At 46.1% G+C, this 13420-nt stretch carries 11 protein-coding genes and 3 pseudogenes; 8 read left to right on the forward strand and 6 right to left on the reverse strand.

Annotation, left to right across the window (positions count from 1 at the left end):
• Positions 1 to 47 precede the first annotated feature (47 nt).
• From ptsP to EI981_RS07410, 3 genes are all read right to left on the reverse strand, one after another.
• The gene (ptsP, locus tag EI981_RS07400; RefSeq protein WP_227011747.1) at positions 48 to 1694 is read right to left on the reverse strand and encodes a phosphoenolpyruvate--protein phosphotransferase; all 1647 of its coding nucleotides are present in this window, start codon (positions 1692 to 1694) and stop codon (positions 48 to 50) included.
• A gap of 13 nt (positions 1695 to 1707) precedes the next feature.
• Positions 1708 to 1974 carry an HPr family phosphocarrier protein gene (locus EI981_RS07405; RefSeq protein ID WP_126996842.1) on the reverse strand — a complete coding sequence of 89 codons (267 nt, stop codon included), beginning with the start codon at positions 1972 to 1974 and terminating at the stop codon, positions 1708 to 1710.
• 76 nt (positions 1975 to 2050) lie between these two features.
• The gene (locus EI981_RS07410; protein WP_126996845.1) at positions 2051 to 4735 is read right to left on the reverse strand and encodes a sigma-54-dependent transcriptional regulator; all 2685 of its coding nucleotides are present in this window, start codon (positions 4733 to 4735) and stop codon (positions 2051 to 2053) included.
• A 236-nt stretch (positions 4736 to 4971) separates the two neighbouring features.
• Between EI981_RS07410 and EI981_RS07415 the strand changes: the two are divergent.
• From EI981_RS07415 to EI981_RS07440, 6 genes and pseudogenes are all read left to right on the forward strand, one after another.
• Positions 4972 to 5296 (forward strand): annotated as a pseudogene (locus EI981_RS07415) (PTS lactose/cellobiose transporter subunit IIA).
• 5 nt (positions 5297 to 5301) lie between these two features.
• On the forward strand, positions 5302 to 5601 hold the full coding sequence (locus tag EI981_RS07420) for a PTS sugar transporter subunit IIB (RefSeq protein WP_126996847.1): 300 nt from the start codon (positions 5302 to 5304) through the stop codon (positions 5599 to 5601).
• An 89-nt stretch (positions 5602 to 5690) separates the two neighbouring features.
• Positions 5691 to 6956 carry a PTS sugar transporter subunit IIC gene (locus EI981_RS07425; protein WP_227011748.1) on the forward strand — a complete coding sequence of 422 codons (1266 nt, stop codon included), beginning with the start codon at positions 5691 to 5693 and terminating at the stop codon, positions 6954 to 6956.
• Positions 6957 to 7101: 145 nt separating this feature from the next.
• Complete coding sequence (locus EI981_RS07430) at positions 7102 to 8076, forward strand: DUF7916 family protein (protein ID WP_126996849.1); 975 nt, start codon at positions 7102 to 7104, stop codon at positions 8074 to 8076.
• Positions 8076 to 8732, forward strand: coding sequence for a ribulose-phosphate 3-epimerase (gene rpe / locus EI981_RS07435; RefSeq protein WP_126996851.1), 657 nt, complete (start codon positions 8076 to 8078; stop codon positions 8730 to 8732). Before EI981_RS07430 ends, rpe begins: the two co-directional genes overlap by 1 nt.
• Before the next feature lie 195 nt (positions 8733 to 8927).
• Entirely contained in the window at positions 8928 to 9989 is a 1062-nt protein-coding gene (locus EI981_RS07440) for an SIS domain-containing protein (RefSeq protein WP_126996853.1), read from the forward strand.
• A 153-nt stretch (positions 9990 to 10142) separates the two neighbouring features.
• Here EI981_RS07440 and EI981_RS30225 read toward each other — a convergent pair whose 3' ends face one another.
• From EI981_RS30225 to EI981_RS29460, 3 genes and pseudogenes are all read right to left on the reverse strand, one after another.
• Positions 10143 to 10286 (reverse strand): integrase core domain-containing protein, encoded by a 144-nt coding sequence (locus EI981_RS30225; RefSeq protein WP_162616126.1) that lies wholly within the window; start codon positions 10284 to 10286, stop codon positions 10143 to 10145.
• A 33-nt stretch (positions 10287 to 10319) separates the two neighbouring features.
• On the reverse strand, positions 10320 to 10670 hold the full coding sequence (locus EI981_RS07450; protein WP_126996855.1) for a DDE-type integrase/transposase/recombinase: 351 nt from the start codon (positions 10668 to 10670) through the stop codon (positions 10320 to 10322).
• A 66-nt stretch (positions 10671 to 10736) separates the two neighbouring features.
• Positions 10737 to 10850 (reverse strand): annotated as a pseudogene (locus EI981_RS29460) (polyketide cyclase); the annotation flags it as partial.
• A 263-nt stretch (positions 10851 to 11113) separates the two neighbouring features.
• On the opposite strand from EI981_RS29460, the pseudogene EI981_RS07460 reads away from it, so the two are divergent.
• Both EI981_RS07460 and EI981_RS07465 read left to right on the forward strand, forming a co-directional pair.
• Positions 11114 to 11475: pseudogene (locus tag EI981_RS07460) on the forward strand (nucleotide pyrophosphohydrolase).
• Between the two features lie 266 nt (positions 11476 to 11741).
• Positions 11742 to 12929 carry a response regulator gene (locus tag EI981_RS07465; RefSeq protein WP_126996857.1) on the forward strand — a complete coding sequence of 396 codons (1188 nt, stop codon included), beginning with the start codon at positions 11742 to 11744 and terminating at the stop codon, positions 12927 to 12929.
• The last annotated feature ends 491 nt before the right edge of the window (positions 12930 to 13420 follow it).

Raw genomic sequence — 13420 nt, forward strand, 5'->3', positions numbered from 1 at the left:
CCCTACGGGTTGATTTGTGAATGTACCGACGATATGAAATCGGCTGTTCAGGTTGTGATAGATTTCAGTAAAATGCTCTTTGTTTCCGCAATCGCCCCGAGACTTACGGAAAATTCATCTAAGCCGTATTCCAGAAGGAGGGCGGCCGCTCTTTCGTCGGAAGCGAGCTCCCCACACATGCAGCACGGAATCGAAGCTCGATGGGCTGCGTCAATCGTCATCCGGATCAACTTAAGCACCGCGGGGTGCATGGAATCGTAAAGTGCAGAGATGCTTTCATTCATCCGGTCAACCGCCAGCGTGTATTGGGTTAGATCGTTTGTGCCGATACTGAAAAAGTCGACTTCTTTAGCAAAATCATCCGCGGTGATAGCCGCCGCTGGAAGTTCAATCATCATACCGACCTTGATAAAACGATCATAACGGATATTTTCCCGGTCAAGCTCCTGCCGGCAGACTTCCAGCAGGTGTTTTGCTTTTTTTAGCTCCTCCATGCAGCTGATCATAGGGAACATGATATGAATGTTCCCGTATTGGGAAGCGCGCAGGATCGCGCGAAGCTGCGTTTTGAAAATATCTGGTTCCCGCAGGCATAGGCGAATGGCCCTAAGCCCTAAAAACGGGTTGTCCTCCTTTGGAATTTTCAGATAGGGGAGGCTTTTGTCGCCGCCGACGTCGAGCGTCCGTATGGTGAGCGGTTTTCCTTCCAACATTTCCGCCGCTTCCTTGTAAATGACGAACTGTTCTTCCTCTGAGGGCATCTGTGTCCGTTCCATATATAAAAGTTCCGTTCGAAAAAGCCCGACGCCGTCCGCGCCGTTTTTGAGCGCTTTTGCCAGATCCTCGAGATTGCCAATGTTTGCCGCTACACAGATTGGTCTTCCATCCTTGGCAACGACTTTTTTATGTGCAGTATGCGCAAGGCCATCCACGTGCTTATGGTATTCATCCGCCAGAAGGCAGTATTTTTGCAAGGCGGATTCGTCGGGTGAAACCATCACTTCGCCGGAAAATCCGTCCACGATAACGGGGTCTCCAGATTGCACATGCTGTAGCACACCGCTGCACCCCACAACCGCGGCAATCCCAAGCGCTTTAGCAATAATTGCCGTATGAGAGGTCTTCCCCCCTGTTTCGGTAACAAAAGCGATGACTTTGCTTTTATCAATCTGCGCCGTGTCGGAAGGTTTTAAGTCGTGGGCAAACAGAATGGTATTGGGTGGAAGATCATCAAAGCGGACATCCGGTTGCACCCCGAGCAGATTTTGAAGAACCCTTTCGCCCACATCCCTGATATCTTCGGCCCGTTCTTTTGTAAATTCATCTTCAAATTCCGAAAAAATATCGTAAAGCTGTTGAGTAATATCTGAAATCGCGCGTTCGGCAGATATCGATTCTTCTTTGATTTTACGGAACGCTTCCCCTGTAAAAGAGGGGTCGTTGAGAAAGTTCAGATGACTGTTAATGATCGCGACGTATTTTGTGTCAAGATTGCTGCTGGACTTTTCCGCAATTTTTCGCACTTGTACGATTGACTGTTGAATGGCGTCATTCAGACGTTCCGTTTCCTGCTCTATGTCTTTCGCCTTAGCATCGAAATGCACCTGTTTCAAAGAAGCTATGACATATGCTGTTCCAACTGCATATCCGTTCGAGGCTCCGATTCCTTTATTCATGAAGTTCAATCCTTTCATCAGTAATAATTATTCATTCTTCGCCAAATTTGGATTGGATCAGTGCAGTCAGAGCATCAACTGCTTCTTTTTCATCAACTCCGTTTGCTTGGATTGTAACGGTGTCATTCATCTTTACCCGCAGGGTCAGAAGGTCGATCATGGAGTTTGCCGTTGCAGTCTTGTCGCCGTGGTTGACGGTAATAACGGACTGGAATTGCCCCGCGGCGGTAACAAGCATGGAAGCTGGACGGGCGTGAATGCCAACTTTATTCATAACCTGTACTGTTTGTGTTGTCATTTGAGATCCTCCTTTAACATATGTTTCACTCTTAACTGTAGCATTTTTCGTGCCAACCATTTTGCAGGATGCCGTACTATTCGTCCCCTCCATCATTTTCACAGTTTTCAGGCGCAAAAAATCTCATTATGTTGCAGATCTCATCGTCCGGAACCACAATAGAGAACTTGCTGTTGAGGGAGTCGCACGCTTTCTTGACAAGGTAAAAGAAAGCCTTGTTTTGCTGAATATACGTCTCCCTTTGCGGGAACTTTGAGATTGGCTGGCTTCCGATCAATCGATCCAGCATACATCCCAAATGGCATAAAACCCCGACCAGCACATCTGGGAGCAACTTTTGACCGGATTGGACTTCAATCTCAGCAATTACGCTGTGTATGCTTCTCAGGACTGTTTCACTGTCTCCGTATTTCAGCATGGAGGAAAAGGTTTGGCCTAATTTTGAGAGTATAGCCTCGTGGTCAATCAGTTTTTGAATGCTCGGGATCGCACTCCCCTCCAGGACCTCCGTCAGATTGAAATGCGGCACCGGAAAATCGACCTGAAACGTGCTGACAATGCAGAGGATTTTTCCGATTTTACTGATCGTGCTCAAACGGGCAACGAAATCGTTCTGGTCGGTGAGCTTCAGGGAGATCGCCTCGCACATGGAATTATGGTAATTTAGCTGGCTGTCAAGCACATTTTTCAGCAGGGCCGCACTTCCTTCTCCCGTTGTGCAGATGGTAAGGATAAAAAGCTTGGCAAACTGATCTTTTGCGGGCAGATTCGTATTCGCCTCGCTGAGTAGTTCATTGACGCGCAGTGTTTCCTGATAAATGTAGTCCAGCGGATACCCCAGCGCGGCTTTTCTGGCCGCGTCAATCACGTGCAGCGTGCTGACAAGCGGAATCGCCTTCGTCTGTATTCCCAGTTCTTTTTCAATATCCTCCGGGAAATTCATCAGGGAACCCATATCCACCAACAGCAGCACACCCGCCTCCGATGGGGACTTTTTCAGAAACTCCTTCAATTTCAAGTAAACATTTTGAGAGTTTTCGTCGAGAGAAGCATTGATGCCGACGGTGTAATTGATGTCCAGCAGCCGATTTGCAGTCTCGGCCATGGAAGTCGCAGTACTGTTTCCGTGTGCAATCACAATTACACGCACTTTTGCGCTGCGATGGAATCGATTCAGATCAAAAAATACCGCCAGGAAGCCGGCCTCGTCAATCGGCATGTTAACCTTGAATTTCTCATTAATTATTTCAAGGCTGCTTAGCGCTACCGAAAATTCGGCAGGCAGATTTTTACGAATCACATTAAGCTGCGGATTCACAATTTTACGGCCCTGTCGGATCCGATTGATAGAACTGTAAACATGTACGGCAAGGCCATACCGGACATTCTCTTCAAAATTCCGGTTCAGCTTCTCTTCCGCTTCTATGAGAACTCGGTCAACGATATAGATTATATCCATTCCGACAAGATTGCGAATACTCGGAAAATCCTTTGTGCTCTCGGAAATCTTCGTATACTTTTCAAAATACAGCTGAATGTCACGATCAATTTCATTTTTTATCTGCGTTTCGTCTGTTCCTGCGTCCTTCAATTCTTGCATATGGGTATCAATCATGCCATAAATTGATTCCATGTCGTTATCGTTCCAGATTGCAGCGTGGGATTCACTATTGAAAACGCAAAACCGCTTGTTGATCCCTATAAAGCGCTTCCATATTTGCCGATGTGTTGTTTCAAAACCGAGCCCCTGCCGAACATAATCCGGCAGGTCATGGCTGATAATGCACAGCTCACTCCTTTTCCTCGAAGCATAGTCGGAATATGCTTTCGCACAGATGATTTGAATATCGTTTTTCAGCTGTCCGACGTTGTTGGGACAATGGTAGCTGAGCAGTGACCGCATAGAGTTGACAGAGACAGAAATCGGTTTGCGCAAACGGGCGGATTCAGCTGTGAAAAAGCCGCTAATCAGGTTCAACCGTTCATCGATGCTGCGTTCACTTAAGTTCGGAATTCTGATAATCATAGGAATTCTGCGGACAAAGGTATTTAACAGATTGGACTGCGGATCCTCTGTTGTGGCACAGATAATCAACACCTTGGCGCGGCGCTCCGCATCTGTTTCACCCAGCCGGCGGTAAATTCCTTTGTCCATAAAGGTAAAAAGCATTTCCTGCCCCTGCGGCGGCAAACGGTGAACCTCATCCAAAAATAGAATGCCCCCGTCAGCCTTTTCCAACAGCCCGGGCCTATCGGAATCGGCACCTGTATAGGCGCCTTTTTTTGTGCCCATCAGTTGGCTGACCAGCAGCTGCGGGTTATCTGAATAATCAGCGCAGTTGAAGACGATAAACGGCGCTTTGTCGGCCAAATACCCCTTTTCCTTGACGTATTTGTAAATTAATTCGGCAAACATGGATTTTCCCGTGCCGGTTTCGCCAAACAGCAGAATATGCATCCCGTTCGGTGGATAAAGCACAGCTGCTTTAGCCTGTTCCACACAATGAAACATACTTTGGTTATTGCGCACAAACGCATTCAGCTGAGTCTCAGCGTCTTGCCGTGCCGCAGTATGTGAAATCCTATAATAGACGGGCTTTGATCCGTATTTTTCCGCTTTGCCCTCTGCACAGAGTCTGTTCAGATCATTGCTGACATTGGCGCGTGACAGCCCTAGGCTGGCGGCCAGCTCTCCGGCAGTAACGCCGGCTTCTGCCGAAAGCCTGCTTAGCTTTTCTTCAATCAGATCAATTCGTTTCAAACCCATCACCCTTATTCTCAGCGTAATTTTGAAGTAACTATAGTAAAAATATACGAACAAGTCAACTTAACTACCACCTTGCGAAACCAATCTAATTTCTGAAGGAAGCACTCATGGAAGCAACCCATTTATGGTATTAAGATGCTGACGACCGTCCTTTCAATCTGTTTTGGCACGGTTCTTGCTAGTATAAATACAAGAATTATATTTTGTAAAAGGTAAAGGTGATTTTACGAATGGATATGGAAACAAGAGTTATGCAATTGATTGTTAAAAGCGGAGATGCAAAAAGCAAGGCCATGATGGCAATCCGCAGCGCAAAAAACGGGAAACATTGAAGAGGCAAGAAAAGAGTTAGGAGAGGCAGGTGAATTCCTTACACAAGCACACGAAGTTCAGACCGACATTATACAGGAGGAGGCGGAGGGGAACATTGAAAAAATTACCGTTTTAATGATACATGCGCAGGATCATCTGATGAACGCAATCACCGTGATTGATATGGCCAAGGAATTTGTCGACATGTATGAAAAAATTACAAAACTTTGTGAACGGGGATGACCAAAATGAAAAGGATAACTCTAGTTTGTGCTGCTGGAATGTCCACCAATTTACTGGTGACAAAGATGAATATAGCGTCTGTAAAAGAAAAGGTGGCGGTAAAAATTCAGGCTGTACCTGAAAGTGAATTTGAAAAGTATTCTAAAGAAACAGACATTTTGCTTCTTGGGCCTCAGGTTCGTTTCATGCTGCCGGAATTCAAGGCAAAATATGAGCCGGCTGGAATCAAGGTTGCAGTCATCAACAGTGCGGATTACGGAATGATGAATGGAGAAAAGGTATTGAAGGAAGCCTTGGCACTATGAAGATACCCCGGCTCCGAAAGCACCGGTGCGGCATCAATGAAGATGGTATCTAATACATCAAAAAAACTAAAGGAAAGGCAGGGCTTCCCATGAAAAAAAGTCCAGACAACCAAATTTCTGAAAAGCTAACCAAGTTTTCTGGAAAACTTCAGACAAACAAGTGGATAAATGCTCTTTCGTCTTCTCTGATGGCAACAATGCCCATACTCATGGTGGGTGCGTTGTGTTCATTAATCCGAGGTCTGCCCATAGGGGACGCGTATACCGAATTCCTTTCGAGCTCTGGCCTATCGGCAGTGTTAAGTGTCGGTGTTGCTACTTGCAACCTGATCGCACTGTTCTTCATCTGCGCTTTGGGTTTTAACCTTGGGAAGGCGCTCGAACAAAAGCCGTTTAATACAATAATCATCGCGCTCATGTCATTTTTGCTTGTGACCCCTCTGAGCACCACGGTTACTGACCCTGAAACCGGTGAATTTCTTGCCGAAGCGTTAGATGTGATTCCCATCAAGTGGCTCGGTGCTGAGGGCCTTTTCACAGCCATCTTGATTGGTTATGCGTCAATAATCTTATATTCGTTCCTTGTCAACAAAAAAATCACAATTAGAATGCCTGAATCTGTCCCACCCATCGTTTCGCAGCCGTTTGAGGCGATTATACCTGCAATCATTGTTGCTGCATTGTTCCTTACTGTACAGGGCCTGTTCGGACTTACCTCCTTCGACAACCTGCATCAGTTCATCTTTTCAGTCGTTCAACTTCCGCTCGCCTCACTTGGCAACGGGTTCGGCGCGTTCATCATTGCGATGTTATTCTCCTGTTTGTTGTGGGTGTTCGGTATTCACGGTTCAATGGTTGTTTTATCAATCATGCTGCCAATCTGGATGCCCGCAGCCATCCAAAACATGACGGCCTTCTCGACTGGAGCGGCACTTCCATACGATTTGACCTTCGCTTTATATCTAATGATCATGCAGTTCCTTGGGGGCGACGGATGTCTGATAGGCCTCACCCTTACTATGCCAATCTTTGCAAAGTCGCAACGCTACAAGGCGCTCGGCAAGGTTGCAGTGGTACCCGGAATATTCAACATTATTGAACCCATAGTATTCGGATTCCCAATTATGTTCAACCCGATTATGGCGATCCCCTTTATTGCTACTCCAATTTTGCTGATGAGTGTAACCTATGCGCTTATTAAAATCGGTTTTTTTGGTAACTCCGGCGTTGCTGATGACCGTACCAACGATCCCCGGACCGATCATTGGCTTCCTGGTTGGAGGGGGGTTAAAGTTTGGCTTATGGATGCTCGTGATGGTCGTGATATCCTGCTTGATCTATCTGCCATTCTTTAAGATCTGCGACAAACAGGCACTTAAAGAAGAAAAACTGCAATCGGCCTAAATCCAAGACTAAGCCGAGGCCTAATAATGTACTTCGATTCTCCTGATATTAAATAGGTGAAATGAATCAACAAAAAAGAAAAAGGTGGTATTTCAAATGTCCAATGTTACAAGACTTATAAATGCACATCGTACTCAAATTGAGGCTATGACCGCTAAAGAACTAAAAGAGTCAATATTGCTTAGCGAGGGGCGCGTGATATTAGCCCAGAACTACGTTAGTTTTCCAACAGCACTCTGCCTCGGAACGACGAACGCAGAGCTTTCGCAGGCAATGGGCGCCGATATGCTACTCTTTAACGGCTACTCACTCGATGAAAATGCCAAGCAGTCGGGTTTATATGTTCATGAATTTTCAAATTTGAAAGACTCTTCGTCATCATATTATCGTATTCCTGACATGCGGAAACTGATCGATATACCAATGGGCGTTTATCTCGAGTGCGGTGATATGGAAGACATATCGAACGCCTACTCCGAGACCTTTAGAAAATATCGCACCCCCAGTCCGGAAAATATCAAAAAGCTGCTGGAGGAGAAGGCGCAGTATGTGATACTCGGCGGCAACCCTGGAACGGGCGTTTCTTACGATGCCGTACTAAATGCTGTTCGTAGTACCAAAAAGCTCGTCGGCGATGATATGCTGATCTTTGCAGGCAAGTGGGAGGACGGCGCGACCGAGCCTGTTATTGGCGACCCCATCAAGCCGCTGCAGTTCTACAAAGATTATATTAAAGAGCTTATTGATGCAGGAACCGATGTTATTTGTATGTCAATGCCCGGAAGCCGCTGGGGTATCGACGTGGACAGTATACGGGAACTGGTTACGTTTACACATACCTACAAGCCAGGAACGCTCGCCATGTCATTCCTTGATGGGACTATAGAGGGTTCAGATGTGGATACCGTTCGTCAGTGTGCTCTCTGGAGCAAACAAACGGGCGCAGATATACACGCCATCGGGGATGCAGGTCTTAGCGGCATGAGCGTGCCGGAAAACATCTATCAGCTTGCTTTGTCAATAAAGGGCCGTTGGAAGACATGGGAAAGAATGGCGGCGTCGCGTAGATAATGAAAAATCTATTATTTTCACCATCCATGATGTGCGCTGACTTCGCCCAGCTTGCTGCGGAAACCCAAAAACTGGACGAAGCCGGCGCCGATATGTTCCATATAGACGTAATGGACGGCGTTTTTGTTCCGAACTTTGCCCTCGGCCCGGGTGATATCGCATGTATACGAGCGAGCACCAGCAAGCCCATCGATGTCCATCTGATGATAGAAGACTCATTTCGCTATTGTGAATTGTTTGTATCGCTCGGAGCTGATATCATCTATATTCATCCAGAGGCGGACAAACATCCGGCGCGCACTCTCGCAGCAATCACATCGCTCGGAAAGACTCCGGGGCTTGCCATCAATCCGGGCACCTCGCTCGAAAGCGTGAAAGAACTTCTCAATCTGTGCGACTTTGTACTGCTCATGACGGTGAATCCTGGATTCGCCGGGCAGAAGTACATCCCGTTTGTTACCGATAAGCTTCAACGACTCACAGAAATGAAGAGCAGCTACGGCTTTAAAATAGTGGTCGACGGCGCGATCTCGGACAGTAAGGTTCGCGAACTTGGCGCACTGGGGGCCGATGCCTTTGTTTTGGGTACTTCTGCGCTGTTCGGAAAGGCCCGGCCTTACAAAGATATTATTTCTGAGCTGAGGCAGCCTATATGAGTCCCGCCGGCACATCACAAGAGTATGTTTGTGATGCGCTGATATAATATCAAACCACATATGGCTACTGTATTAATAGTACGTACGTATCAAAGGTTTAAAAGTCCTGCGTGCTGGAGAGGGAATTTCTATGTTCATGGATAGCCCGCAGGGCTTGAAAAACCAAATAATAATAATGAGTGGAGGAAAGCATCAATGAATAGGAATTTTTTAAAGAATAACAGCTCAGTCATGCGCGAGGAGATATTCGAACAGCCTCAGTTGCTGAGAGAAAGCCTTGAAACGAACAAAGAGATGATTAAAACTGTTTCGGCAGACGTAAAGGATAGAGGATGCCGCTCCGTCTATTTTACGGCGCGCGGTTCGAGCGAGCATGCATGTCTGCTCGCTCAATATATAATGGAAATATACGGTGGGATACCCTCAAAGATTGTAAATCCTTCGGTGATTACGCTTTACCATGGCAACTTGGATATGTCTGGCTCGGTGACGATAGGAGTATCCCAGTCGGGTGGTGCAGAAGATGTTTCGATGGTGCTCGGTCATGCACGGAATCAGGGGGCTCTAACAATCAGCCTCACCAATATTCAAGGGGTTGTGGATAAGGCCGCCGAACACAATATGCACAATCATGTCGGCAATGAACGGGCCATGCCTGCCACAAAAACGTATATGTCGCAGGCATTGCTGCTTACAAAAATCATGGCCGAAATAACTGGTAGTGCCGTGCTCAGGAACGCAGTAGATAACGTGCCTGACGCAATAGCCGCAGCGCTCGCTCATGAGAACCTTATCCGCGAGTACGCTAGCTACTTCAGATATGCAAATTCAATCGATATCTTTTCACGTGGTATCACGCACGCGGCGATGAAAGAGGCTGAGCTGAAGATACAGGAGACGGCGAATGTCAGCGCTCGCGCTTACGCGGCGAGCGATTACAGCCACGGACCATTTTCCACAACAAGCCATATGAGGCCTTGTATTTTTACGCTTGTTGACAGTGTGACCGATGACTTTACGATGAACCTTTACCGGAACATGCTCAAAAAGGATATATTCGCCATGGCCATCACGAACAAGCCCGAACTTGCTAAGGAGTTCCCTCTAGCGATTGTGTTGCCCGAAAACTGTGAGGGAATATGCGGCGCGTTCTCTGCGGTTACGGTAATGCAGTTGTTCTCATGCTGGCTTGCTATCTATCGTGGTATTAATCCCGACAAACCAGAAGGAGTGAGCAAAACGGTCGTGACTATCTAAATGCATAAGGTATTCCTTTTGACGGGTTTAGCATACTGCTTTTTCAAGACTGAAATAAAAAGAGTACTAAGGTTAACGGTCTGAACTGTGACCCTGTTTATGGACGGTTGAAAAAAACAGCCTTAGTTATACTGCTAATAGGTGGTCAAGCCCCTATTCTGTAGACATCGAAAAAAGCCCCCAGGCTGCAAGTTGGCGCCGGTAATATACCGGCGTCAACTTATTTAGTTTTCTATGTGGTCGATTCTGGTTATAGAACTGGATATATGCCTCAATTCGCCTTTGTGCCTCATCCAAAGTTCGGATATCATAGGGATAGAGCCCTTTCGTCTATAGATGCGAGAAGAAGCTTTCCATAGAGGCATTATCATAACAATTGCCTCTGCGAGATATGCTGATTTGGGCGCCAACCTGTGGCAGCATGTCGTAGTAAGCGTAGGACGTGTACTGGAACCCTTGGTCGCTGTGAACGATCAATCCAGACACGTCCTTCGTCCTTTCAAAGGCATTTCTCTGCAGGACCAATTCATTATCGTTTCGAAAGCTCATATGGTTGGGGTTCGGTATTTCTGCCAGCAGTTCCAGCCATAGCACTGCTGTTGTTGACTGCACCTTATCTTCTGCCCGAATATCGGGACCCAATACCCGGCCGCTTGGATTTGTCAAGCGTCGTGCTGTCACTGTGCACCATTCTTCCGGCGATATATGGCCTTAAGGCCCTACTATTCGATTCGATCGCAGTATTTATCATTGGCTGTCCAGCGCATCGCCGAGACGATCCAACAACACCTTCGTTCCGTGCTCGCGCTGTTCGGGTGTATCGAGATCGTCTAAGAATACGCCCTGTTCGGTATAAATCAAGGGAAAATAATGAGAATATAACAATGCTATAAAAAGAGGTTTTTTACGATGGTAACAAGAGCACTTTTCCAACTAGTGAACGTACTCATCTCGGGTGCCTCCTTCAAGCTTTTCGCTCTTTTGATGTCACGGTAACCGTACCATAAGTAGTATTAAAGAAGATTCATTGCTTACGTATAAATTTATTCTATTAAATACAAATACTATCTACTCTACTACAACAATTTACTGTTAAAATATCCTTGTTGAAAGGAGTTTAAATAATGAATGAAGAGATCGTTAGAAAGGTTCTTGCCTTTCGTCAAAACCGTAATTGAGAGCAGTTCCATAATCCAAAAGATTTGGCTATTTCAATAAGCATAGAGTCATCTGAACTCCTAGAGAACTTTCAATGGAATCATCAGAGGAAGCTTTACATATAAAGAAAGATGATATTGCAGACGAGTTGACGGATGTATTCATTTATTCGATTTATATGGCAGAAGTTTTAGATTTTAGGATTGAAGAGCTGATTCTAAACAAGCTGAAAAAGAATGAAGTAAAATACCCTGTCAAAACCGCGATGAAAAAAGCAAAGGATCGTCGGATGTACGAAGGCCGGTGCCTGATCGCGCTTGTATTGTAGAAAGGCAAGCGTGAATCGATGAAACGGAGTGATTACAAATGGCTTGGAGCGAATTGCAAAAAATTCCGGATGAATACAATGATGAGTTCAGAACGATTGACGAAACAATTCTTAAGTTGATTCAGAAAAGGAAAGACCTTTCTTAATGGCAGAAGAATTTTTCAGCCTCAGGATATCATTCATGAGTTTGCAGCTCAGTATTACCTGGATATTGAGTATTGGTTAGAGCTAGTGAAATAGCAGTAAATCGAAAGAAGGGATGTTAAATGAGAGTTTTATTGGTCGACGACGAGCCGCTAGCGTCTATTGAACTTCAAGGAGCCCTTGAACGCGAAGTCAGCGGAATACAGATCGTCGCCACGTATTCAAATCCGACAAAAGTGATTGCTGGCGTATTAGAGCATCGCCCTGATGTGGTGTTCTTGGATATTGGAATGCCCGAGATTGACGGGCTGGAGCTTGGTAGGCAGATCCAGGCTGTCGTTCCCGGCATCTGTATCGTGTTCGTGACCGGTTACGACCAGTATGCCGTTCGTGCTTTCGAGCTTTATGCCTTGGATTATCTAGTAAAGCCGGTGAACGACAGTCGTCTTCGCAACACCGTCATGCGGCTTCAGGAGAAGCTGAACTTGAAAGGTTTGGGGAAAGTTCCGGTTCGGAATGCGCCACTGATAGGGTGTTTCGAACAGATCCTTTTCCACCCTCCGGGCATGGAAGCACAGACCGTAAAATGGAGGACGAGCAAATCGCAGGAATTGTTCGCTTTTTTGCTTTACCATCGAGAGCGGGTCGTCGGCCGAGGCGTACTCCTCGAGCTGCTATGGCCGAATATAGAGGAGGCGAGAGCGGCTCAACACCTCTATACGGCTATCTATCATATCCGTCAAACTCTGAAATCCTACAAGATGGATTCGATATCCATACGCATCGGCGAACTGCAAGCAGGATATCAACTGGATATCGGGGGAGCGCAGGTTGACACGGAGCTATGGGAAAGCGAATTAAAGCAATTGGGTTCTCTCGATGCGGGCACCGCCGACGCCTATGAACGCGTGCTGAGGATGTACACGGGCCACTATCTCGGGTATTACGATTACTTGTGGGTGGAGCACGAACGGGAACGCTTGCAGTTGCTATGGCTATACCAGATGAAGAGATTGAGCGAATATTACGAGGGGCAATGCGTCCTAGACAAAGCCATTCAGATTAACCTTAGCATTCAACGGATATGTCCGGATGAGGAAGAATGCTATTTTTCGCTGATGAAGCTCTATCATGCGGTAGATAATCATATGGGCATAGAGGAACAATACTATCTCCTCAAAACGAGAATGGAACGTGAGCTGGAGCTTCCGATTAGCGAGGACATCGTCCGTTGGTATGAACAATGGAGATTGGGCCAACACAAGCTCATCGGAGAATTAAAGGGAAATTCGACGTTTTTATTAAAGTAGACTATATCTGAAGCGAATGCTCATTATTTCATGTTTAAAGGCTGCTACGATGGGGGAATTCGATTCCTCTTCCACGAAGCGGCCTTTTTGTCGTTTCGGGAGTTGTCTAGGTGTTGTCTAGGAGCGTGTGCTAAAGTTATAAGCGTTTATTGTGGAAAATTGACGTATTATGTCATCCCGTAAATTCCTTGCACTTGACCAAATTTTCTGCATTTTCTTTGATTATTTCACGATTTCTCTTGTTTATTGCATTGTCAGCAAGCCCTAAATAGCAAGAGTGAAGGGGGGCATATATAAGCGCGGTATAACAGTACTGTTCTATGGATGTATCATTATGTTGAAAGAAGATGAAATAAGCATTGCGTATGAAAAGCAAAAGCAAAAAAGACAAGCGTGAGAAAAGTTAGCCGGATAAGGTTTACACGGACGGGCCAGAGATTAAATTGTTTAGTTTCATAACGTTAATATTTAGCGGAGATTTGCCAGAAGAT

Origin of the sequence: Paenibacillus lutimineralis (genome assembly GCF_003991425.1) — a bacterium.
Classification (GTDB): Bacteria; Bacillota; Bacilli; order Paenibacillales; family Paenibacillaceae; genus Fontibacillus; species Fontibacillus lutimineralis.

What these genes read in the sequence shown, in the direction of transcription:
- ptsP (WP_227011747.1), bottom strand. Translation starts at nt 1,694, where the DNA reads ATGAAAGGATTGAACTTCATGAATAAAGGAATCGGAGCCTCGAACGGA.
- EI981_RS07405 (WP_126996842.1), bottom strand. Translation starts at nt 1,974, where the DNA reads ATGACAACACAAACAGTACAGGTTATGAATAAAGTTGGCATTCACGCC.
- EI981_RS07420 (WP_126996847.1), top strand. Translation starts at nt 5,302, where the DNA reads ATGAAAAGGATAACTCTAGTTTGTGCTGCTGGAATGTCCACCAATTTA.
- EI981_RS07425 (WP_227011748.1), top strand. Translation starts at nt 5,691, where the DNA reads ATGAAAAAAAGTCCAGACAACCAAATTTCTGAAAAGCTAACCAAGTTT.
- EI981_RS07430 (WP_126996849.1), top strand. Translation starts at nt 7,102, where the DNA reads ATGTCCAATGTTACAAGACTTATAAATGCACATCGTACTCAAATTGAG.
- rpe (WP_126996851.1), top strand. Translation starts at nt 8,076, where the DNA reads ATGAAAAATCTATTATTTTCACCATCCATGATGTGCGCTGACTTCGCC.
- EI981_RS07440 (WP_126996853.1), top strand. Translation starts at nt 8,928, where the DNA reads ATGAATAGGAATTTTTTAAAGAATAACAGCTCAGTCATGCGCGAGGAG.
- EI981_RS07465 (WP_126996857.1), top strand. Translation starts at nt 11,742, where the DNA reads ATGAGAGTTTTATTGGTCGACGACGAGCCGCTAGCGTCTATTGAACTT.